14 protein-coding genes are annotated in these 22,291 nt (G+C 60.4%); 6 read left to right on the forward strand and 8 right to left on the reverse strand.

The features are described from left to right. Positions 1–5,903 (forward strand): non-ribosomal peptide synthetase (locus E4O97_RS07645; protein ID WP_248161071.1); only part of this gene is annotated, 5,903 nt, incomplete at its 5' end. Between the two features lie 173 nt (positions 5,904–6,076). Here E4O97_RS07645 and E4O97_RS07650 read toward each other — a convergent pair. Together E4O97_RS07650 and E4O97_RS07655 are read right to left on the reverse strand one after the other, a co-directional pair. Next, the gene (locus E4O97_RS07650; RefSeq protein WP_078821102.1) at positions 6,077–8,524 is read right to left on the reverse strand and encodes a TonB-dependent siderophore receptor; all 2,448 of its coding nucleotides are present in this window, start codon (positions 8,522–8,524) and stop codon (positions 6,077–6,079) included. Positions 8,525–8,641: 117 nt separating this feature from the next. Next, positions 8,642–10,294, reverse strand: a complete 1,653-nt coding sequence (locus E4O97_RS07655; protein WP_216091223.1) for a cyclic peptide export ABC transporter — start codon at positions 10,292–10,294, stop codon at positions 8,642–8,644. Between the two features lie 202 nt (positions 10,295–10,496). Here E4O97_RS07655 and E4O97_RS07660 point away from each other — a divergent pair, with 202 nt between their 5' ends. Next, positions 10,497–11,324: a N(5)-hydroxyornithine transformylase PvdF gene (locus E4O97_RS07660; RefSeq protein WP_078821104.1), complete on the forward strand. Its 828-nt coding sequence runs from the start codon at positions 10,497–10,499 to the stop codon at positions 11,322–11,324. A 121-nt stretch (positions 11,325–11,445) separates the two neighbouring features. Here the strand turns inward: E4O97_RS07660 and E4O97_RS07665 are convergent, their stop codons facing one another. The 3 genes from E4O97_RS07665 to pvdM are packed head-to-tail and all read right to left on the reverse strand — an operon-like array spanning position 11,446 to position 14,983. Next, positions 11,446–12,318, reverse strand: coding sequence for a formylglycine-generating enzyme family protein (locus E4O97_RS07665; RefSeq protein ID WP_248161073.1), 873 nt, complete (start codon positions 12,316–12,318; stop codon positions 11,446–11,448). A 28-nt stretch (positions 12,319–12,346) separates the two neighbouring features. Beyond that, positions 12,347–13,615 (reverse strand): aminotransferase class V-fold PLP-dependent enzyme, encoded by a 1,269-nt coding sequence (locus tag E4O97_RS07670; RefSeq protein WP_248161075.1) that lies wholly within the window; start codon positions 13,613–13,615, stop codon positions 12,347–12,349. Positions 13,616–13,633: 18 nt separating this feature from the next. Further along, positions 13,634–14,983, reverse strand: coding sequence for a pyoverdine-tailoring dipeptidase-like protein PvdM (gene pvdM / locus E4O97_RS07675; RefSeq protein ID WP_103734412.1), 1,350 nt, complete (start codon positions 14,981–14,983; stop codon positions 13,634–13,636). A 142-nt stretch (positions 14,984–15,125) separates the two neighbouring features. Between pvdM and E4O97_RS07680 the strand changes: the two genes are divergently transcribed. Then, a complete protein-coding gene (locus E4O97_RS07680) occupies positions 15,126–16,754 on the forward strand; it encodes a PvdJ/PvdD/PvdP-like protein (protein WP_248161077.1) in 1,629 nt (542 codons plus the stop codon). A gap of 74 nt (positions 16,755–16,828) precedes the next feature. Beyond that, positions 16,829–18,181 carry a Fic family protein gene (locus E4O97_RS07685; protein ID WP_078821109.1) on the forward strand — a complete coding sequence of 451 codons (1,353 nt, stop codon included), beginning with the start codon at positions 16,829–16,831 and terminating at the stop codon, positions 18,179–18,181. A gap of 6 nt (positions 18,182–18,187) precedes the next feature. On the opposite strand, the gene E4O97_RS07690 is transcribed toward E4O97_RS07685, so the two are convergent. Continuing rightward, positions 18,188–18,730 carry an acyl-CoA thioesterase gene (locus tag E4O97_RS07690; RefSeq protein ID WP_223018670.1) on the reverse strand — a complete coding sequence of 181 codons (543 nt, stop codon included), beginning with the start codon at positions 18,728–18,730 and terminating at the stop codon, positions 18,188–18,190. 109 nt (positions 18,731–18,839) lie between these two features. On the opposite strand from E4O97_RS07690, the gene E4O97_RS07695 reads away from it, so the two are divergent. Then, the gene (locus tag E4O97_RS07695; protein WP_005787652.1) at positions 18,840–19,799 is read left to right on the forward strand and encodes a helix-turn-helix domain-containing protein; all 960 of its coding nucleotides are present in this window, start codon (positions 18,840–18,842) and stop codon (positions 19,797–19,799) included. A gap of 126 nt (positions 19,800–19,925) precedes the next feature. Here E4O97_RS07695 and E4O97_RS07700 read toward each other — a convergent pair whose 3' ends face one another. Beyond that, the gene (locus E4O97_RS07700; RefSeq protein WP_248161079.1) at positions 19,926–20,234 is read right to left on the reverse strand and encodes a hypothetical protein; all 309 of its coding nucleotides are present in this window, start codon (positions 20,232–20,234) and stop codon (positions 19,926–19,928) included. Between the two features lie 145 nt (positions 20,235–20,379). Further along, positions 20,380–21,102 carry a pirin family protein gene (locus E4O97_RS07705; protein WP_248161081.1) on the reverse strand — a complete coding sequence of 241 codons (723 nt, stop codon included), beginning with the start codon at positions 21,100–21,102 and terminating at the stop codon, positions 20,380–20,382. Positions 21,103–21,283: 181 nt separating this feature from the next. On the opposite strand from E4O97_RS07705, the gene E4O97_RS07710 reads away from it, so the two are divergent. After that, positions 21,284–22,234: a GlxA family transcriptional regulator gene (locus E4O97_RS07710; RefSeq protein WP_248161082.1), complete on the forward strand. Its 951-nt coding sequence runs from the start codon at positions 21,284–21,286 to the stop codon at positions 22,232–22,234. Positions 22,235–22,291: the final 57 nt, after the last annotated feature.

Raw genomic sequence — 22,291 nt, forward strand, 5'->3', positions numbered from 1 at the left:
GTTTGCGCGAGCAGGTCAGCGTCGGTGAAACCGTGGTGGTCGCCCAGGAGGGCCCGACCGGCAAGCAGTTGGTGGCCTATGTCGTACCGCTGGACTCAACACTTCTGGACGACGCAGTCGCTCAATCAAACGGCCGCGAAACCTTGCGTCGCGCGTTGAAGTCCCGCTTGCCGGACTACATGGTGCCGACGCACTTGATGTTCCTCGAACGTATGCCGCTGACCCCTAACGGCAAGCTCGATCGCAAGGGCTTGCCGCTGCCGGATGTGAGCCAGATGCAGCAGGTGTATGTGGCACCTCAGAGCGAGTTGGAGCAGAAGATCGCCACCATCTGGGCCGACGTGCTGCGTCTGCCGCAAGTCGGCTTGCATGACAACTTCTTCGAACTGGGTGGCGACTCGATCATTTCGATCCAGGTGGTCAGCCGGGCTCGCCAGGCCGGGGTGCGCTTCACGCCCAAGGATCTGTTCCAGCATCAGACTGTGCAAAGCCTGGCGACCGTCGCCCGGGAAGGCGAGGGCACGGTGCAACTGGACCAGTCGGCCCTGACCGGCGAGTTGCTGCTGCTGCCAGTGCAACAAGGCTTCTTTGCCGATGACATTCCCCAGCGTCACCACTGGAACCAGTCTGTGGTGCTGCAACCGCACCAGCCGTTGCAGGCGCCGCTGCTGGTGGCGGCACTGCAGGCGTTGATCGTGCATCACGATGCCTTGCGCAGCACTTTCGTCGAGGGGCTGCAAGGCTGGAGCGCAGCTTACCGCGGCCCCGATCAGCACCAGGCTGAACAGGTGCTGTGGCAAACCACCTTGAACAGCGTCGAGGAGCTGGACGCCCTGGGTGAAGAAGCCCAACGCAGCCTCGACCTGGCTGTCGGACCGTTAGTGCGTGCTGTGTTGGCGCAGTTGGCCGATGGCTCCCAGCGTTTGTTGCTGGTGATCCATCACTTGGTGGTGGACGGTGTGTCGTGGCGCATCCTGCTTGAAGACCTGCAGAGCGCTTACCAGCAACTGGCGCAGGGCGCTCCTGTGGCGTTGCCGGCCAAGACCAGCGCCACCCGCGCCTGGGCCGCACGCTTGCAGATCTATGCCCGTAGCGCTGCGCTGCAACACCAACTGGCCTGGTGGCAGACGCAATTGCAAGGCAGCCCGGTCGGCTTGCCCGGCGCTGATCCACTGGCAAGCTTGAGCAATCAGCTGGCGCTGAGCGTGAGCACGCAGTTGGACGGCACGTATACGCGACGCTTGCTGCAAGACGCGCCGAGTGCCTACCGCACCCAGATCAACGACCTGCTGCTCACCGCCCTGGCGCGGGTGATCACACGCTGGAGCGGCGAGGCCTCGATGTTGATACGGCTGGAAGGCCACGGTCGTGAAGACCTGTTCGATGAGATCGACCTGACCCGCACGGTCGGTTGGTTTACCAGCCTTTACCCATTGCAATTGGTTCCGGCTGACTCCCTGGGTGCTTCCCTGAAACACATCAAGGAGCAATTGCGCGCCGTGCCCGACAAGGGCCTGGGGTTTGGCGCATTGCGATACCTGGGCGATACCGAGGCGCAACTGACGCTGGCGGCCTTGCCACGCCCACGTATTACCTTCAACTACCTGGGGCAGTTTGACGCCAGTTTTGACAATGGCGAACAGCCAGGGCTGTTCACACCGACCGGTGATGCCAGCGGTGCCGAGCAAAGCCAGCAGGCGCCTTTGGGCAACTGGCTGGAGATCAATGGCCAAGTCTTTGGCGGCGAGCTGAAATTGAACTGGAGCTTCAGCCAGGCGATGTTCGATAAGGCGACGGTGCAATGCCTGGCCGATGAATATGCAACTGAACTCAAGGCGCTGATCGACCACTGCTGTGAGTCGACGCACCAGGGCGTGACGCCGTCGGACTTCCCCCTGGCGCGGTTGTCCCAGGCACAGTTGGATGGCCTGGCGCTGAACGTGGCCGAGGTCGAAGACCTGTACCCGTTGTCACCGATGCAGCAAGGCATGTTGTTCCAATCGCTGTACGGCGAAGGCTCGGGTGACTACATCAACCAGATGCGCATTGATGTGCAGGGCCTGGACGCAGCGCGCTTCCACCAGGCATGGCAGGTGGCGGTGGAGCGTCATGAGATCCTGCGCAGCGGTGTTGTCTGGCAGGCGGAGCTTGAGCAGCCTTTGCAGGTGGTCTACAAGCAGGCGCACCTGCCGTTTGTGCAGTTGGATTGGCAAACGCGTGCAGACTGCAACCAGGCCCTTGATGACTTGGCCGAGTCGGCACGGGCCGAGGGCTTTGTGCTGGAGCAGGCGCCGTTGCTGAGCTTGACGGTGGTGCGCACGGGGGTATCGAGCTACCACCTGATCTACACCAATCACCATATCCTGATGGATGGCTGGAGTGGTTCGCAGCTGTTCGGTGAGGTGCTGCAACAGTATGCGGGCGAGGCGCTGCCCGCGCCGACCGGGCGTTATCGTGACTATATCGCCTGGCTGCAGGCGCAGGATAAAGCTGCCAGTCAAGCGTTCTGGAAAGACCAACTGGCCAGCCTGCAAGAGCCTACGCGTCTGTCCCGTTCCGCACAGTCTGAGGCGGACGCGGTCCTGGCGGTCAATGGCGAACATCGCTTGAGCCTGGATGCCGCGCAAACCGAACAGCTTAGAACCTTTGCCCAGCGCCACAAGGTGACCCTCAATACCCTGGTGCAAGGCGCCTGGTTGTTGCTGTTGCATCACCACACCGGGCAAGCCACCGTAGCCTTCGGCGCCACGGTGGCAGGGCGTCCGGCGCAACTTCGCGGGATTGAACAGCAGGTCGGATTGTTCATCAACACGCTGCCCGTAGTGGCGACGCCGGATGCCCAGGTGTCGGTCAGCCACTGGTTGCAGCAGCTCCAGCAGCAGAACGTTGGCTTGCGTGAGCAAGAACACACGCCGCTGTTCGAGATCCAGCGTTGGGCCGGGCTGGGCGGTGAAGCCCTGTTCGACAGTATCCTGGTGTTTGAAAATTATCCGGTGTCCGAGGCGCTGGAGCAGGGTGCACCGTCGGGGTTGCGGTTTGGTGCAGTGCACAGCCTGGAGCAGACCCACTATCCATTGACCGTGTTGTTGGCCCTCGGCGAGACACTGGGCCTGGAATTCAATTACGCCCGCCAGGCCTTCAGCACCGCGCATATCCAGCGCTTGGCCGAGCACTTCCAGCAGTTGCTGCTGGCCCTGGCCACCGATGGCAGTCAACGTCTTGGCGCGTTGCCGTCACTGGCGCAGGCCGAGCGTCAGTTGGTGGTGCAGGATTGGAATGCCACGGCGGTGGACTACCCGCTCGATCAAGCAGTACACCGCTTGATCGAGGCTCAGGTATTGCGCACGCCGGATGCGCAGGCGTTGGTGTTTGACGGGCAAACCCTGAGTTACAGCGCGTTGAACGCCCGGGCCAACCGGCTGGCGCACCGCTTGATGGCGGCCGGAGTCGGCCCGGATGTGCTGGTGGGCCTGGCGCTGGAGCGCTCGGTGGAAATGGTGGTCGGCCTGTTGGCGGTGCTCAAGGCCGGTGGCGCCTATGTGCCGCTGGACCCGGAATACCCCGGTGACCGTCTGGCCTACATGCTGCAAGACAGTGGCGTGCAACTGCTGTTGACCCAGGCCCACCTGCTGGCGCAGCTGCCGGTTCCAGCGGGTGTGAACACTCTGGTGCTGGAGCAGGGCGATGCGTGGTTGGAGGCGTTCGGCAGCCACAACCCGGATATTACCGTGCATGGCGAAAACCTCGCCTACGTGATCTACACCTCTGGATCCACCGGCCAACCCAAGGGCGCCGGCAACCGCCATAACGCACTGACCAACCGCCTGTGCTGGATGCAGCAGGCCTATGGTCTGGACGCCCGCGACAGCGTATTGCAGAAAACCCCATTCAGCTTTGACGTGTCGGTATGGGAATTCTTCTGGCCGTTGATGACCGGCGCCCGCCTGGTGGTGGCGGCGCCGGGGGATCATCGTGACCCTGCCAGGCTGGTGAGCCTGATCAACTCGCAGCAGATCACCACGCTGCATTTCGTGCCGTCCATGCTGCAAGCGTTCTTGCAAGACGCGGCAGTTGCTTCGTGCCAGAGCATGCAACGCATCGTCTGCAGCGGTGAGGCATTGCCCGCGGACGCCCAGCAACAGGTGTTCGCCAAGTTACCCCACGCCGGGTTGTACAACCTGTACGGTCCCACCGAAGCGGCTATCGACGTGACCCACTGGACTTGTGTCGAGGAAGGCCGCGATGCCGTGCCGATTGGCCGACCGATTGCCAACCTGGGTTGCTACGTGTTGGATGACAATCTGGAGCCTGCACCGGTGGGCGTGTTGGGTGAATTGTACTTGGGAGGTATTGGCTTGGCGCGGGGTTACCATCGCCGTGCGGCACTCACCGCTGAGCGTTTTGTGACTGACCCGTTCGGTAGCGGCACACGTCTGTATCGCACCGGTGACCTGGCGCGTTATCGCGACGATGGCGTGATCGAATATGCCGGGCGCATGGACCATCAGGTCAAACTGCGTGGCCTGCGTATCGAGTTGGGAGAAATCGAAGCGCGCCTGCTGGAGCTCGACAGTGTCCGCGAAGCCGCAGTGCTGGCGGTGGACGGCACGCACCTGGTGGGTTACCTGGTGCTGCAGCAGCCGCTTGAGGATTGGAAGGCGGCGGTGGTTGCGTACCTGGCCGCGCAGTTGCCGGACTACATGGTCCCGGCGCAGTGGGTGGTGCTGACGCAGATGCCGCTGAGCCCGAACGGCAAGTTGGACCGTAAGGCACTGCCCAAGCCTGAGGCTCAGAGCGCTGAGCAACACCAGGCACCTGTCACCGAGATCGAGCAGCAGATCGCGGCGATCTGGCGCGAGGTTCTGGAAGTGGAGCGTGTGGGGCTTCGCGACAATTTCTTCGAACTCGGCGGCCATTCGCTGCGGGTGCTGATGCTCAAGGAGCGGATTCGCAAGGTCAGCGGCGTGAACCTGTCCGTCAGCCAATTGATGCTTAACCCCACCGTGGCGGGGCAGGTCAAGTGTTTGCAGGGCGATAGCCGAGCGTCGTTGATCGTCAAGCTTAACCAGCAGACGCAAGGCACGCCGTTGTTCATGTTCCACCCAAGCTTCGGCTCGGTGCATTGCTACACCGCGATTGCTCTGGCCCTGCGTGAGCAGCGCCCGGTGTACGGGGTAATGTGTCGCGCATTGGCTGAAGACGGCGCCGCGGTGCCGCATTGGCAGGTGATGGTCGAGGATTACACCGCGCAATTGTTGGCGGCCCAACCCCATGGCGCGTTCCGCCTGGCCGGCTGGTCGTTGGGCGGTAATCTGGCCATGGAAGTGGCCTACGGCCTGGAGCAAGCCGGCCGCGAGGTTGAGTTTGTAGGCTGGATCGACGCTGCGCCGCCGCAGTGGGTCAAACCCTACTGGGATGCTGTGGAGGTCGAGGACGACCTCGAAGTCTCAGCCAATGAGCGCCGTGCCGCCTTGTTGGGGGTGATGTTCCCCGAATTTGCCGAGTCCATCCAGGGTGCCTGGCAGCAATGCCGGCGGGATACCGAGGATGAAGCGCAGCAATGGCTGGGATTCGTGAGCTGGGCTGAACAGACCTTGGGCGAAGCATTTACTGCCGTCAAAGAGGAACTGCTGCGTGGCAATGAGGCGCAGATATCCTGGGACGTTGACCGGGCACTGAGTGAGCGCTTGCTGCAGGCGGACTTCAAGCCAATCAAGGCTCCCATCAGTTGCTGGTGGGCAGCCAAGAGCCGGGCAGGGCGATTCAAGGACGTGATTGAGCAGCAAATGGCGACGGTGATCAGCCAGGGGCGTATCGAGCGCTCGGTGATGATTGAGACTGATCATGACGGCATCATCGACAGCGCGGTGTTCATCAGCAGTTTGGTGGATGCGATGAGGTAAGCCGCCGCTTTACGAGAAGCCCGGATCCTGTATCCGGGTTTTTTGTGGGTGAGCGGCATAGTCTTTTTGGCTGATGCCGATCAATGAAGCAGCCACAGACTATTTTCGTACGACAAAAAACGCCCGGTGAGCGTTCAACTCTCACCGGGCGTGCGGTCGATCAAGGGGTGCGATCAGAAGTCCCAGCGGGTGCTGACCATCACGTTGCGTGGTTCGCCGTAGGCGGCTGAGTCATAGAAGCCCACGTTGCTGTAGTAGGACTTGTCGAAAATGTTATTGAAGTTAACGGTGGCCGAGAGGTTCTTGGTGACTTGGTAGCGAGTCATCAAGTCCACCAGCCAGTAGGATTCCTGAGTGATGTCCTGGTTGGTTTTGGTCACGCCGTTCCAGATTGAATTCCAGCCCTTGGTCTGCCAGCGCAGGCCACCACCGATGGTGAACTGGTCCAGGCTGCCCTTGAGTTTGTAGGTGGTGTTCAGGTTGACCTGGTGCTCGGGTTCGAAAGTGGAGATTTTCTTGTCTTTGTTATCGCGCACGATCTTATGGGTGTAGCCGCCCTGGACTTGCCAGCCTGGGCTCAACTCACCGGAGATCTCCGCTTCGTAGCCTTTGGTGACTGCCTTGGACCCCTTGAATGCATACTGAAATCCGTCTGGGGCTGGGGTCTGGTTGTTGTAGGCATCGTCCGGGATAGCCCGATTGGTCTCGTGAACTTCAAAATACGCAATGCTGGTGTTCAGGCGACCCTCAAAGAATTCGCCCTTCAGCCCCAGCTCGTAGTTTTGCCCTTCATCCGGTTCCAGCAGCGTTTTGTTCCGATCTTTATAGGTGCTTTCCTGAGGTTGGAAAATATCGGTGTAGCTGGCGTACACCGAGAAGTTGTCGTTGAGGTCGTAGATTACACCGGCATAAGGAATGAATCGGCCGGTTTCCTTGTAGGACGGGTTGTTGCCGGTGACGTGATAATTGGCCACGCGCCCACCCAGGATCACGTTCAGGTCGTCTATCACGTTAAAGCGTGCGGTCAGGTAGTAGCCGGTCTGGCGAATGGTGTCATCGATGTGCTGTTGGGCCGGGCCGTAGATCGGTTTGGCGATATGGCCGTTCCAGTTATAGAAATCGACCTTGTTGCCTCCTGGCCATTCCGGCGACCAGTAGCCCTTGCCTTGCCAGCGCGAGGTGCCGATGGACCCCCCCACCACCAGTTCATGTTCGCGACCAAACAGGCTGAACGGCCCGGTGGCGTAGAGATCGGCCGACGTGCTCTTGGTTTCGCCGGTGTATTTCTGCCCGTTGATCTCGGCGGTGCCATCGGCTTTCGGCTGGATGAACTGAATCGAAGCCAGGTCCGCATGGTAGCCGTTGATCTTGTGGTCGAGCTGGAACTTGGTCACCCAGCCGTCACCCAGGTCATGCTCGAGCATGGCGAACGCGGTACGGGTGTTCTGCTCCCAGGAACTCCAGGTGGTGCCGTTGTTGTACGAGCGCGGCATCTTGTTGATGCTGCCGTTGGAGTTGACCAGTGGGAAGGACCCGGACCAGCTCGACCCCTGCGGAATGTTGTCCTGGTAATCGAAGCCCACCGTCAGCATGGTGTCCGGGGAGAGGTCGAATTCGGTGATGCCGTAGTAGGTTTCGGTCTTGCGCGAGTAGTGGTCCATGAAGGACTTTTTGTCTTGATACGCCGCCACGGCACGCCCACGGACATTGCCGCTGTCGGTCAACGGGCCGCTCACATCCACTTCGCTGCGGTAGTTGTCCCAGGAACCCGCGCCCAGTTGGACGTGGCCCTTGAATTCCGAGGTTGGCTTCTTGCGGACCAGGTTGATGGTCGCGCCCAGGGAGCCGGCACCGTTGAGCAGGCCTGTTGAGCCCTTGAGGACCTCGACACGGTCGTAGATCGCCATGTCGCTCAGGGTGTTGCCTGCGGAGTAACCGACGTTACGCACGGTGGACGGAATACCGTCGTACTGGAAGCTGTTGACCGAGAAGCCACGGGAATAGTAGTTGGTACGGTCGGAGTCATAGGCTGAAACCGTGATACCCGGCGTGTGGCGCATCACATCATCAACGTTGTTGAGGCCAAAGTCTTCGATGTGCTGGCGCGTGATCACCGTGATCGACTGTGGGGTTTGCCGTGGCGTCAGGGTCAGGCGGGTAGCCGTGGCAACGGTGCCCGGCGTGTAGGAACCGGAGTCTTCGGTGATATTGCCCAGGTAGTTGGCTGTCACCTGGGTCGGGCTCAGTTCCATTGAACCGCCGCTGCTGGCGGCGGCAACGGTCAAGGTATTGCCATTGAGGCTATAGGTGGTCTGGCTGCCAGCCAGCAACGCGTCAATGGCCTGCTGCGGCTGCATCTTGCCCTTGACGGCGCGGCTGTTCTTGCCCTGTACATCGCCTGGGCTGTACAGCACTTGCACATTGGTCTGGCGGCCAAATTCCTGCAGTGCGCTCCCCAGCGACTGTGCAGGAATATTCAGCTCGATCTCCTGGGCTTGCACATAACCTGCAATTGGCATCGACACAGCCAGCGCCAGGGTACTCGGCAAGAGGTTGATGTTCAGGGCCCGGCGCATGGATAGCGCTTTGCTCAGGGGGCTGAGACCGAGTCGTGCTGGCATGGATGCTTTCTCTTCTGTGTTTTAAGTGGGCAATTATAAGTGTTTATTGAGGCTGGTTCTCATTACCACTAGTGAGACGTTCCTACTTCGCAAAACCGGAAAAAATATTCCGATGCATCATGCAGGCTCCATTTCATGCAACACCTGGCCGGCGCGCAGGCGCACCAATTGGTCGGCAATGTCGAAATAACGGTCGTCATGGCTGATCACGATGATGGTCTTGCCCAGGCGTTTGAGGTCCGGCAGTAGCTCGGTGTAGAAGATGCGGCGAAAGGCCGGGTCCTGGTCGGCAGCCCATTCGTCGAACACCAGTACCGGGCGCTCCTCCAGCCAGGCATTGACCAGGGCCAGACGTTTGCGCTGGCCGGTGGACAGGTCGGTGGTGCTGAACACGCCATCCTTGACGCTGACCTTGTGCGCGATTTCCAGGCGTTCCAGGTATTTGGTCGCGCTGTCCAGGGACTGGGCGGCGCTGCCTTGTACCAAATCGTCGAACAGGTAGTAGTCAGAAAACACCGTAGTGAACAACTGCCGATAATCGTCGCGTTCAGGGTCGGTCACCGCTGTGCCGTTGAGCACAATCTCGCCGGCCTGAGGCGGATACAGGCCCAGCAGCAGTTTGATCAAGGTGGTCTTGCCGCTACCGTTTTCGCCGACGATAAATACGATATCGCCTTGCTTGATGCTGAGGTTGATCGGCCCCAGATGGAACGGCTGGCTGCCTTCTACCGCTGGTGGGCTGTAGCTGACGCCACGCAGTTCAAGGCTGTTGACCAGCGGCTTTGGCGCTTCACTGTCGTCCATCAACAAGTGGGGCTCGGGCGAAGAAAAACGCTCCGACAGTTCGCTGATGCGCCCAAAGGCAATCTTGGCCTTGCCCACAACCGGCAAGTAACCCAGCAGGTGCTCCAGTGGACCCTTCATGTACAACAGCACCAGCACGAAACCAGTAATCACCGTAGGGTCAGGGTTGGGGTTGTACGCCTGCATCGCCAAAGCCAGGCCGATGACCACGAAGAACAGCATCGAGCCGAAGGTCTTGGCCAGAATATAAATATTGACCGAGCGCACCTGGATGTCGCTGATGCGGTCAGCGGTTTCCTGGATGCGATGGGTGTTCATGCGAAACCGCCGCGGGCGGTGCATGCGCAATTCCTTCGCGCCGGAGGCAATCGCATTGTAATAGCGCTGCAATTCATCCTCGTGGCTGCGGGCCAGGTCGAAGCCCTGGATGCCTTTGCCGCCGGCAATGAACTGCACGGCGCTACCGACAATGATCGCGACCACCATCATCAGAAACATCGGCACCGACAGGTAAGCCAGGTAACCGAGGCAGCCCAGGGTAACGGTAGCGGCGATGGCCAGGGGTGTGAAGGCAAAGGAAAAATCGCTGATGGTGTCCACGTCGTGGGTCAGCACTGGGATCAGGCGGTGGGAGCGATACTGCTCGATCTGCCCGATCGGAGCTGACAGCACCTTTTCACCCAGATCCTTGCGCAGGGCGGCAATGATCCGTTGCCCGACATAGTTGGTGCCGATGTCGGAAATGATCGAACTGATAAGCGCCACCACGCACAAGGCGGCAAAGGTCAGGACCACGCCCTGTGTCATGCCGCCCTCGGAATGCAGAGCATTGTTGATGGTTGCCAGCAGCAGGGTGATGGCCAGGCCGCCGACCATGCCGAGGGCGACGGAGACCGTCACAATGGTGCGAAAGGGCCGGAGCAATGCGAGCAAACCTTTGAAGGCGCCGCGCTTGGGGTCGGTCATAAATACTTCCCGGGAAATGAAAAAGAGGGGGCTGGGCACACAGACCCTTACCCATGACAAACGAAGCATCGGCGTGACTATTTAGCTCGGTGCGCCAGGCGGTGGCAGTGAGCGATAAATTGCCTGGGGCCTGGTTCGTTCTTGTTGTGTAGGCGCACGCGTATCGACGCTGTGCGTGGCCCTTTCAGCGAGAGCGAAACAAATGACGAAAAAGAACCTGGTGTATGTCTGGTCCCTGAGAAATGCCGCTGCCGACAAGGCCGGGCAGCCGGTGGCCTACAAGGACCACGAGCGCTACATGAAGTCGGTGCTGGAGTTTCTGGTGGGCTCGCTCAACGACACGCCGCTGGGCGAGGTCTACAACCTGGTGGGCGTGGTGTATGACGACGATGAGCAAAACCCGCGCGACCAGCAGTTGGTAGCGGACTATGGCTTCGCCTACAAGCCGGGCCGCCAGTGGTTGTACCCGGCGGATTTGCGCGTGCAGGGCAAGTTGGTCAATGACCTGCTGCTGAGCGTGCCATCCACCTATCGCCGGCTGCCACGGGGCAGCGCCGAACATATCGCCGGCAAGCAGGATTTCGAGCGGCGCCTGCATGACACCCTGGTGGAGTTGAAGGCCGACATCGTGGTGCTTGACGGTTTGCTGGTGATTCTTGATGAGTTGGTGCGTCCGGGGGCGCCGTTTGCCCGTCGCATCATGAATATCCACCCGGGCATCACCCGCATCGAATCGCCTTACGAGCGCCGTGGGGCCTATGCCACCTGGAATGCGTTGTACGGTGCGCGTGGGCAAGTGGTTGTAGATTGGGCGACCAGGCGGACGCAGCCGTGCGAGCCGCTGTACCTGACCGGTGCATCGTTCCATTACGTGGATAACGGTATCGACTCCGGCGAAGTGTTCCACGACGTGCTCAAGACAGAGATTTCGCCCGAGGACACCATCCTCGAACTGCGCTGGAACAACTTCAATAACAGCCTGTTCCCGGCGCTGCACGAAGGCTTGGAGCTGTTGGCCAAACAAGGCTGAGCACAATCTTGCTGGTGCATGGGATCTAAATGTGAGAGGGGGCTTGCTCCCGATGAGGGCATGTCAGTCAATGCATGGGTGGCTGACACACCGCTATCGGGAGCAAGCCCCCTCCCACAATTTAGAGCTCGCGCACTACCCGAAAGCCAATCCAATCCCCGCGTGTCTGCGGATAGATGTTGTTGCGATTGCCCGAACGTGAAAACACCGGCGCCTCGCCCCAGTCATTGCCGCGAATCTGGTAAGCCTCACAGTTCGGCTCCACCCACGCACTGCCATCAGTCGGTGCGCCGATGTAGTTCGGGTGCTCGCAATCGGCTACCCGCTCATACACATTGCCGTGCATGTCATACATCCCGAACGCATTCGGCGGGTAGCTGCCGACCGGCGACGAATAGCTATAGCCGTCCGCCGGGCCGTAGGTGTTGGCGTGCCTGGCGATGCTGTAGCCCTTGCCCTCGTCGAACGGGAAGGGGAACGGTCCGGTGGTACCGGCGCGCGCGGCGTATTCACGCTGGGCCTCGCTGACCATGTGGTACGTGTGCCCAGTCTTCTTCGACAACCAACTCACGTATTGCTTGATGTCGTCCATGTCCATGCACACTGCCGGCTGGCGTGGGCCCTGGGGGTAGCGTGGCTTGCTGGCGATACATTCGCGGCCGGGGCGGTCGTCGCCGTTGGCGATCTTCACGCCGGTCTGGCGCACGTAACTGTCCCATTCGCCGGCGGTGATGTGGAAACGGCTCATGGCGAACGGCTTGGCAAAGGTCACTTCATGCATCGGGCCTTCATCGGGCTCGCGCCCCACTTCATCTTCCGGGGTGCCCATGGTGAAGGTGCCGGCGGGCAGCACCACCATCTCGGGGCAGTCCTTGCAGTCCTTGAAAGCCTTGCCCGGCTGCGGGGCGGCAGCATGGGCCAGGTTGGGCAGCAGGGCGCCACACAGGGCGGTGAGCGCCAGGGCGGTCAGGGGTTTGAGTCGGGATGGAGTCATGTGGGCATCTCGTTCAAAGGGAAAAAGGTCATAACCGCTGGCTCAGCAAGGTCATGAAGCGCTGGATCTCGGCCGAATTGTTGAGCAGGCCGGGCGAGGTGCGAATCACCGGGCCGACGTCACGGTCTACCGCGTCCACCACCACGCGGTTTTTCATCAGGTGGGCCGCGACTGCATCGCTGTCCTGGCCCTTGACCCGAAAGAAGGTGAAGCCCGCCGACAGCTCGGGGCTGCGTGGTGTGACCAGTTCGATCTGCGAGTGAGCCAGCAACTGGTCTTTCAGTTCGGTATTGAGCGCATGGATGCGTGCCTGTACCGGCGCCTTGCCCAACTGCAGGTGCAACTTGAAGGCTTCGTCGGCGGCCCAGCGATGTTCGAAGGCGTGGTAGCCGCCGGGTGTCATGGTCGTGGCGAAGTCCTTGTCTTCCGAGAAGGTCGGTATCATCGGTGTGACGTATTTGTTTTCGGTCTCGCGGGCGCACACCAGGCCGGTGCCGCGCGGGCCGAACATCCACTTGTGGGTGCCTGATATAAAGAAGTCGCAGTGCATGTCCGGGAAGTCGAGGTTCTCGACGCCGAAGCCGTGCACGCCGTCGACCACATAGAGAATGCGGTCCGGCTCGTCGCGGTTGCGGTTGTGTTCGTCCACCAGCTTGCCGATCTCGCCGATGGGCAATTTCACGCCGCTGCCCGACTGCACCCACGTCATGCCCAATACGCGAGTGTTGGGGCGGATATTGCGCTGGATATTGCTCAGCACCTCATCGACCGATACCTGATTGGCGTTTTCGAACAGGCGTATTTTACGAACCTGGGTCTGCTCCTTGCGCACTCTGAAATCCAGGCTGAACTCGGTGGCATAGTGCTCGTGCACGGTGGTGAGGATTTCCTGGTCGGCGCGCACCTTGATCCCGCCGTAAATCATCGCCAGCCCTTCGGACGTGCTACCGGTGAGGGCGATCTGTGCAGGTTTGGCCTTCAAATAGCGGCCGGCCCACTCGCGTACCTGGCCTTCGCGCTTCCAGGTCTCCTCCAGGTCCCAGTCCATGGCCAGCCCGGGGTTGCGATCGATCTGCTGGCGGTAGCGTTCAATGGCTTCGCGCACCGGCTTGGGGTGCGAAGCCACCAGGAAGTTGGAAAAGTGCAGGTAGTCCGGGTCCTGGTTGAACAGCTGTTTGAGTCCCGTCCATGGGTTGTTTGCAGTGGCTGCCAGTGCCTCGGGCAGCAGTGCGGCGCCCAGTGGCAGGCTCGCGGCAAAGACGCCGGCCTGCTTGAGAAATGTACGGCGGTCGGTCATGGACTTACTTCGTGCTGGTTAGCGATTGGCCAATGGTTTGGCGGCTTTTTGTACCTGGTCCCAAACCCGCAGGAAGTTGCCGCCCCACAGTTTGGCAATATCGGCTTCGGAGTAGCCGCGCTGGATCAATTCGGCGGTGACGTTGCGTACTTCGCCAACGTTCTCCCAGCCCTGCAAACCGCCGCCGTCGTTGAAGTCCGAGGCGATGCCGACGTGATCGATGCCGATCTTGCGCACGGTGTAGTCGATGGCGTCTCCCAGGTCCTTGAGGGTGGCCTTGGGTTCTTCTTCAAGGATGGCGTAGAGCGCGCCGGCATACTCGCCGAAGCGTTGCTCGGGCCAGGCGGCAATGATTGCATCGCCGGGCATCAAGGCCATGGCCAGGTTGGGCAGTGGTGGCAGGTCGAAGCGTGCGCGCAGGGTGTTGAGCTTGTCCTGGGTCGGCTGGCTCAAGGGGCGCAGGTACGCGGGGAAGCCCACCACCTGCACCACGCCGCCGCTGTTCTTGATCAGTTGCAGTTCTTTGTCGCTGAGGTTGCGCGGGATATCCACCGACGCCCGAGGCGCCGAGTGGGATGCCACTATCGGCGTGCGGCTCAACTGCGCGACTTGTTCCAGGGCCTTGGTCGACATCTGCGACACATCGATGATCACGCCCAGGTCATTCAGGCGATGCACCGCCTGCCGGCCGATCGGCGACAGGCCTTCAAGGGCGTCGGGCGAGTCATTGAAAAACGGCAGCGGGCGCGAAGAGTCGGACCAGGCGTTGTTGCCGATGTAGCTGAACCCGAACATGCGCATGCCGCGTGCAGCCCACAGGTCCAGCTGGTTGAGGTCGTTGCCCAGCGGGTAGGCGTTGAGCATGCTGATAAAGATCGCGAACTTGCCTTCGCCGTGCAGGCGCCGCATATCGTCCGGGGTGTAGGCGATGCCCACCTGGTTGGGAAAGTCGCGCACCATGCCGGAGATGATCTTGTAGCGCACCTCCTGCTCGTGGCGGGCCTCTTCGACAAAACCGTCGGTGGGCTTGTGCGGGGCGTTGTCGCCGTTCCAGATCTCCGGCCAGCCGAAGATCGTCAGTGCGGCACCCGACAATCGGCCCCGCGCCGCCTTGGCCAGGTCGAACTGGCCGCTGCCATCCTTGTCGGCTTCATTGCCTGCCGTACCGAAATCCAGGGGCAGGGTGATGTGGCTGTCGAACGACAACAGGCGATCCTGCATTTCATTGGCCTGCTTGATCACCTCCAGCGGGTATCCGGCGTTGCCCTTGAACCATTGGTCCCAGACCAGAAAGCCGGCCCCGGCGCCGATAGCCAGGGCCAACGGCAGGCCGATATACAACGCCTTTTTCGAACGTGATTTTGTCATTGCCATCTCAGTCAGTTGCGGCCTTTGCTATCAGGGAAGAACGAGCGCTGGCGGGGGAAATTTAGGCAGCACTGGCGCGACGGTAAATTTCAGCGGGCTGCAAACGTTCTAGCTCTGATCAAGCCGTTTCCTAAGGTAGCCAATGACAATCTCTCGACGTGGGTTCATCGCAGGCCTGGCGCTGACCGGCGCGGCCGTGCCGGCGGCCTTTTATGCCCATCGCGAGCTGACGCGGGAAGAAGAATTCCCCATCACCCCCGGCGAAGCCACGGTGGACCTGGCCGACACCCAGGGCCAGCACCTGGCGAACACCCTGCGTGGCGTCTGGAGCCTGCGCCTGGCAGGGCGCGATGCCGGCCTTGCGGGTTTGCCGTTGCACGGCCTGGAGCTGCTGCTCGACATCGCCCCTCGTGGCCGTGGGCTGCGGGGTTACCTGGATACCGCCGAAAACCTGCGTGCCGACGGCGAGCCACGCTATCGAGTCTTGGGCGACCTGCTGACGGGCGAGAGCGCCGTGCTCTATTGGCGGTTGATCGACCGCGACTCAGTCGGCGGTGTGCCGGCCTATGAGTTCAAGATGACCCTGGATGAAGTCTGGGCTGCCTTCGGCAATGCCGGCAGCGCCACGCTCAGCGGGCAAATCCTCGACCTCGATCGCCCCCTGGCGTTGATCGAGCGCGACAATCGTTTCATCGCGCAAAAACAGCTGTTCCCCGAGGCTCGACAACGCATCGGTCTGAATCCCACGTTGCTGGCCTGGCTGGTTTCTCCCGAACATCGCCTGTTTCACCAACTGTGGCACGCCACGCGTGACCAGTGGCACAAGCTCTCCGAAGAAAAACGCGAGGCCCTGCGTGGCATCGGCTGGCAACCGGGGCCCCGTGGCCAGGAGCGCGATGCCCGCGGCAAACGCAAGGATCGCAATGGCTCGGGCATCGACTTCTTCTTCATGCACCGGCATATGCTCGGTACTGCGCGCTCCATGCAAGACCTGCCGTCGTGGCCGCAATTCCCCGCGCCGCAACCGGCGCTGGAGCGTGATCGCCTGGGCTTTGTGCGCTACTTCGACAACCACGACGGCTTCGCGCTGCCGCCCTGTTGGTCGGCGCCGGACGACGCCGACTACACCCAGTGGGTCAGTGATATCAAGGCGGCCGAGACCTACCACAGCAACTTCCAGGTCTGGGAATCCCAATACCGCGACCCGCGCTACCTGGCCAAGTTGACACTGGGCCAGTTGGGCTCGGAGATGGAGCTGGGCCTGCACGACTGGCTGCACATGCGCTGGGCCTCGGTGCCCCGCGACCCGTCCAACGGCGCACCTGTGCCGTTCGCCCGTGACCCAGCAGACTTCTCGGCACGCTGGTATGCGCCTGAGAATGACTTCCTTGGCGATCCGTTTTCATCCCACGTCAATCCGGTGTTCTGGCACTTCCACGGCTGGATCGATGACCGCATCGAAGACTGGTTCCGCGCCCACGAGCGCTTCAATCCGGGCGAAGTGCGTCGCCTTGAAGTCAACGGTGTGGCCTGGTTTGCGCCGGGCCGTTGGGTTGAAGTGGGCGACCCCTGGCTGGGCCCGGACACCCACGGTTGCAGCACCACGCCGGGCTTGCAGCAGGGTCGCTCGATGGAAATGGACCCGGAAATCATGAAACTGGCCCTGCGTATTACCTTCGGCGCCGATGAGGACCTGCTCAAGGGGTTGTTCAAACGCGTACCGCGGCGGCCTTGGTATGCGCGGCATTTGAAGGTCAAGCGCGAGACATGACTGCGCGGTAGACCTTGACACCTTCAGGTCCGTACGCAACGATCAACTCAATTTTAATAAATTGAGTTTCGGCCATGGCTAAGATCCAGAAACCGGTTGATTTCGAGGTGTTATTAAAACGCCACGGCCTGGAAATTTTCGAGCTGGCTCGCACTTTCAAGGCGATCGACGACAAAGGTAGGTATTTGCACTGGGATGAGTTTCGCCGTTATCCCGCACCGGGCCTCAACAAAGAGGCCGCGTGGGCCGCTATCAAAATGTCCCGTGCGTGTGCGAGCAAAACCTTGGAGCTGCGCAGTGAATGCGGCAGGCCTTTTTTCCTGTACACCACTGATTTTTGCGACGCGGTGATTCATGCCGTGGAGTCAGTCACGTCCAGGCTAGGAGGGGCGACTGCTTCCTCTCCTCAATACCGCGACAACACTCAGTATCTGGTCGATTCATTGATGATGGAGGAGGCAATCTCCAGTGCCCAGTTGGAAGGCGCTGCTACCACTCGCAAGATCGCCAAGGACATGTTGGCCAAGGAGCGCACGCCGCAGAATGACGATGAGCGGATGATCCTGAACAACTATCATCTGATGAAGCGGGCCAAATACAGCAAGGATGCAAACCTCTCTATCGCGCTGATCTGTGAGTTTCACGGCATCGCTACGGCGGGGATTGAAGAGGACGACGTTCATCCTGGGCAGCTTAGAATCGCTGACGATATTTTTGTGGGCGGGGCTGCGGGAGAAGTCGTTCACCAACCTCCTCAGGCAGCGCTGCTGCCGGACAGGCTCGAAGCGCTTTGCCGGTTTGCAAATGACCGACATGACGGCCAAGCCGGCAGGCATTTTATCCATCCCGTGGTGAAGGCGATCATCCTGCACTTCATGCTCGGTTATGAGCACCCATTCAGGGACGGCAACGGGCGCACTGCGCGGTGTTTATTTTACTGGTTCATGCTCAAAAGCGGTTACTGGCCCTTTGAGTACATCTCCATCAGCACACTGCTCAAGGAGGCACCCATGCAATATGGGCGCTCATATGTTCATACGGAAACCGACGCTTTTGATTTGACCTATTTCGTCATTTATCAATTAAGGGTTATCGAGCGCGCCATTAACGAATTCATGGCGTACTTTGAAAGCAAACGTAAAGAAGCCGTGGAACTGATGGGCTGGCTGGGTACGCTTGGATTGCAGGCTGAGCTGAATTACCGACAAGGGCATTTCTTGAAAAAAGTGCTCCACCACCCTGGGCGCATCTTTACGCCCAAGGAACTCACGCACGACTATGACATTTCGGAAAACACCGCACGCAAGGACCTGGAGAGGCTGGCCGGCATGAAGGTGCTGTTCAAAGTGCAGGAAGGCAAGAGTTTCTTGTACGTTGCCAGAGAGGATGGTCAAGCCAACTTGAAGAAGCTGAAGCCGAAAAGCTAGGGTTTTTCAATCTTGCTCCTCTGCCCGCAGTTGCGCACTCATCTGATCGCAACTGCGCGCCCAGTCGCTGAGCCATTGGGGCATAGGCGGCGAAGTCTCTTCCAGACCCAGTTCGCGCACGAAATCCGACGGCGGCACGTTGCCCTTGGCGCCGCGGAACACTCCACGGATCACCACCACGCCAATCACTCGGCCATGGCTGACGAAGCGGTGCTCCATCAGGCTCCACTTGTGGTCCCAGCCGAGCATTCGGGTGTGCACTTCAAATACCTCAAACAGCTTCAACTCGCGGCGAAACTTGCCCCAGGTATCGCCTACGATCGGCACTGCCTTGTGGCGCAGCGCCACACGAAAGGCACCCGTGCGCAACACAAAATCCATGCGCGCCACATCTGCCAGGGTGAAATAACGACCATTTGTGACATGCCGGTTCAGATCCAGGTCCAACGGCCAAACCCTCATGCGCACCACCGTAGTGGCCAGGCCATGTACCGGTTTGCGCCAGGGGCGACGCAATAGCATGTGCAGTAATCGAAACCAGAGATTCATGAAAAGACGCCAGACAGTTGAACAATGACCGCACTGTAAAGGCGAGGAATCGGATAAGGTAGGTGCGCAAATGACTTATTTCATGCGAAAAGCGCAAACTGGTTTTTAAATGCACATTACCTTGCTTCTGGCTGACCGATGTTCCGCTGCCAATGCCACCCTCGCCATGGAAGTACTCAGTGCGGCCAACCTTTTTGCGGATAGCCCGTGCTTTGAGGTGGTGCTGGCCTCCCTGGATGGGCAGGCGGTGGTGACATGGGGCGGCCAGCGCCTGGAGGTGGATTGCAGCGTGGCGCAGGTGGCCCGGACCGACCTGGTATTGATCCCAGGCTTTCTGTTTACCCTCAAGGAAGTCTTGCCGACGTTTGCCGCTTACGGCCCTTGGTTGCGTGAGCAGCATGGTCGTGGCGCAGTGCTGGCCTCGATGTGCACGGCCGCGTTTCTCTTGGCCGAAACGGGCCTGTTGCAGGGCTTGCGCGCCACCACCCATTGGGCGTTTACCGAGTTCTTCCGTCGTCGCTATGCCCAGGTCTGTCTGGATGAGGGGCAGATCCTCTGCGAAGAAAACCGCTTGATTACCTGCGGTGGCGCCACGGCGGCGATGGATTTGATGCTGCACCTGATCCGCCGCTTCGGTTCTGCGGAACTGGCTTATACCTGCGGCAAATATTTGCTGATCGATACCGGGCGCACCGAACAGTCGGTGTATGCCATGTGGTCGTTGCCCAAAAGCCACGGGGATAGCGAGATTCTGCGCGTACAGCACTGGTTGGAGCAGCACTTTACCGAGTCATTGGTGATCGACGAGGTGGCCCGGCGCTTCGGCTTTGGCGTGCGTAATTTCAAGCGCCGCTTCAAGGACGCCACCGGTCATACGCCAATCGGCTACCTGCAAACCCTGCGTCTGGAACGGGCCAAGCAGATGCTTGAGTCAACGCGCATGACGCTCGACAGCATTACCTATGCCGTTGGCTATGAAGACAGCAATTCGTTTCGGCGCCTGTTTCAGCAGCGGGTGGGTATGTTGCCGGCGGCGTATCGCAAGAAATTCCTGATCGTCCAGGGCTGACTCAAATGTGGAAGGGGCGCTGCGACGATTCGACTTCCCCCGGAGGCGACCTGACAGCCGAGCAAATCGCAGACGAAAAAACCGGCTGATCAGGCCGGTTTGGGGTATCCCGCAAACAGCGCGGGGTTATACGTGGGAGCTCAGCAGACGCTCGGCACCACCTTCGGCCAGACCACGTTCCTGCAAGCGGTCAGCACCACCTTCGGCCAGGCCACGTTCCTGCAAGCGGTCAGCACCACCTTCGGCCAGGCCACGTTCCTGCAAGCGGTCAGCACCGCCTTCGGCCAGACCACGTTCCTGCAAGCGATCCGCGCCGCCTTCGGCAACACGGGTTTCTATCAGCCGGTCGGCACCGCCTTCAGCGACTACCGGGTGGGCAAAAGCGTTTGCAGCGAGTACCGAGAAAGCGAGGCTAAGCAGGATTTGGCGTTTCATGATGGTGTGCTCCGAGTGCTTTAGTTGGGTGCCGTTTGGCATGGGTTTGATGTTACGCGCTGCATGTTTTAAGAGAACTTCATTGCGCTGATGGTGACTATCGATGCCAGCGATGGTCCCGCTTACGGGGCCATCACCGTGACCGTCATGGCATCTGCGGCAGTTCGTTGGGGCGCAGGTCAAACACCAGCACTTCGGCGTCCTCGCCATGGCTCAGGCGGATCTGGCGCTCGTCCCGCACTCGCACACCGTCGCCTTCCTGCAAGCGCTGACCATTGAGTTCAACGCTGCCGCGTGCCACATGGACGTAGGCGTAGCGATCCGGTGCCAGCTCCAGGCGGGTACTTTCGTGAGCGTCGAACAGCCCGGCATACACCCGCGCGTCCTGGCGCACTTTCAGCGAGCCGTTGGCGCCGTCCGGCGAGATGATCAACTGCAAGCGCCCACGTTTTTGCGCTTCACTGAAGTGCTCCTGCTGATAGCGTGGCTTGGCGCCGGCTTCGTTGGGCACGATCCAGATTTGCAGGAAATGCACACCAAGGCGCTGGCTGTGGTTGAACTCGCTGTGGGCCACGCCGCTGCCGGCGCTCATCAGTTGCACATCGCCGGGGCGAATCACCGAACCAGTGCCCAGGGTGTCCTTGTGTTCCAGTGCGCCTTCAAGCACATAGGAGAAGATCTCCATGTCGCGGTGGGGGTGCTGGCCGAAGCCTTTACCCGCGGCGACACGGTCATCATTGATCACCAGCAAGTCGGAAAATCCCTGCTCCTTGGGGTTCCAGTAGTTGGCGAAAGAGAAGGTGTGGAACGACTTCAACCAACCGTGATTGGCGGCGCCGCGTTCGGAAGCTTTGCGAAGGGTCAGCATGGTCCAGTCCTCAAGTGAGCGCAGGCTGCGAGATGCAGGGCGCTTGCGTTGAGAAGAAGGTTAATGGTTAACGAGTGATTGATTAAGAAGATCAAAATAGAATGACTGTCAACCTCAAGTTGACAGTAAAAGTCGTGCCATAATGCCCGTCGCACTTCTTCTCGATGGACATTTCCCGCTTATGAAAACCGTGGCCATGGCGCTGTTTCCGGACTTCCTGCTGCTCGACATGGCCGGGCCGCTTGAAGTGTTTTCGATTGCCAACCGCTACCTGCCGGCGGCCGATCACTACCAGATCCTGACCATTGGCACGGAGCCTGGTCCGTTGCGGGCATCCAATGGTGTGGTGGTCCAGACCGATCTACTGTTGGAACAGGCCCAGGCGGCTTATGACCTGCTGCTGGTGCCGGGTGGCCCAGGTGCCTATAACGAGTGCCATCCCGCGTTGCTGCCTTGGCTGAAGGCCGCCGCGCCGCGTGCCCGGCGCTTCGGCTCGATCTGCACCGGGGCCTTTGTGCTCGGACATGCAGGTTTGCTCGACGCGCACCGCGTGACCACCCACTGGCACTACACCGAGCGCTTGATCAAGGCTTTTCCCAAGGCCATCGTCGAGACCGACCGCATCTACTTGCAGGACGGGCGCCTGATTACCTCCGGCGGCGTCACTGCGGGTATCGACCTGGCCCTGTCGGTGGTTGCCCAGGACCATGGCAAGCAAGTGGCGGTGGATGTGGCCAAAGTCTTGCTGGTGGTGATGAAGCGCCAGGGTGGCCAGGCCCAGTTCAGCCCCATGACGGCTGCGGTAGCGCCCCAGGAAACCGCGATCACCCGCGTGCAGAACCACGTGCTGGCGAATCTTGATCAGCCGTTTACCATCGAGTCCATGGCCGAACTGGCCGGCATGAGTGCACGCCATTTTGCGCGACTGTTCGCCAAGGACGTGCAGATGACGCCCATGGCGTTCTTGCAGGGCGCACGCATCGACCGTGCCCGGCAACTGCTGGAAACCACCGACCTGCCGCTCAAGACCGTGGCGTTCCACGCAGGCTTTGGCAGCGTGCGGCATATGCGCTTTCTGTTCAGTGAAAAACTGGGCCTGAACCCGACCCAATACCGACAACAGTTCAGTTAACGACACAATGTCCGTCTGAGGCACTCGATTGTCCGTATCGCTCCCCGTGCCAGCATT

Source organism: Pseudomonas sp. W15Feb34, assembly GCF_023127765.1.
GTDB classification, from domain to species: Bacteria; Pseudomonadota; Gammaproteobacteria; order Pseudomonadales; family Pseudomonadaceae; genus Aquipseudomonas; species Aquipseudomonas synxantha_A.

Bases quoted from the DNA above. Each gene is read 5' to 3' on its own strand.
- E4O97_RS07650 (WP_078821102.1), bottom strand. From the start codon at position 8,524: ATGCCAGCACGACTCGGTCTCAGCCCCCTGAGCAAAGCGCTATCCATG.
- E4O97_RS07660 (WP_078821104.1), top strand. From the start codon at position 10,497: ATGACGAAAAAGAACCTGGTGTATGTCTGGTCCCTGAGAAATGCCGCT.
- E4O97_RS07695 (WP_005787652.1), top strand. From the start codon at position 18,840: ATGCACATTACCTTGCTTCTGGCTGACCGATGTTCCGCTGCCAATGCC.
- pvdM (WP_103734412.1), bottom strand. From the start codon at position 14,983: ATGACAAAATCACGTTCGAAAAAGGCGTTGTATATCGGCCTGCCGTTG.
- E4O97_RS07680 (WP_248161077.1), top strand. From the start codon at position 15,126: ATGACAATCTCTCGACGTGGGTTCATCGCAGGCCTGGCGCTGACCGGC.
- E4O97_RS07665 (WP_248161073.1), bottom strand. From the start codon at position 12,318: ATGACTCCATCCCGACTCAAACCCCTGACCGCCCTGGCGCTCACCGCC.
- E4O97_RS07685 (WP_078821109.1), top strand. From the start codon at position 16,829: ATGGCTAAGATCCAGAAACCGGTTGATTTCGAGGTGTTATTAAAACGC.
- E4O97_RS07710 (WP_248161082.1), top strand. From the start codon at position 21,284: ATGAAAACCGTGGCCATGGCGCTGTTTCCGGACTTCCTGCTGCTCGAC.
- E4O97_RS07655 (WP_216091223.1), bottom strand. From the start codon at position 10,294: ATGACCGACCCCAAGCGCGGCGCCTTCAAAGGTTTGCTCGCATTGCTC.
- E4O97_RS07705 (WP_248161081.1), bottom strand. From the start codon at position 21,102: ATGCTGACCCTTCGCAAAGCTTCCGAACGCGGCGCCGCCAATCACGGT.
- E4O97_RS07690 (WP_223018670.1), bottom strand. From the start codon at position 18,730: ATGAATCTCTGGTTTCGATTACTGCACATGCTATTGCGTCGCCCCTGG.
- E4O97_RS07700 (WP_248161079.1), bottom strand. From the start codon at position 20,234: ATGAAACGCCAAATCCTGCTTAGCCTCGCTTTCTCGGTACTCGCTGCA.
- E4O97_RS07670 (WP_248161075.1), bottom strand. From the start codon at position 13,615: ATGACCGACCGCCGTACATTTCTCAAGCAGGCCGGCGTCTTTGCCGCG.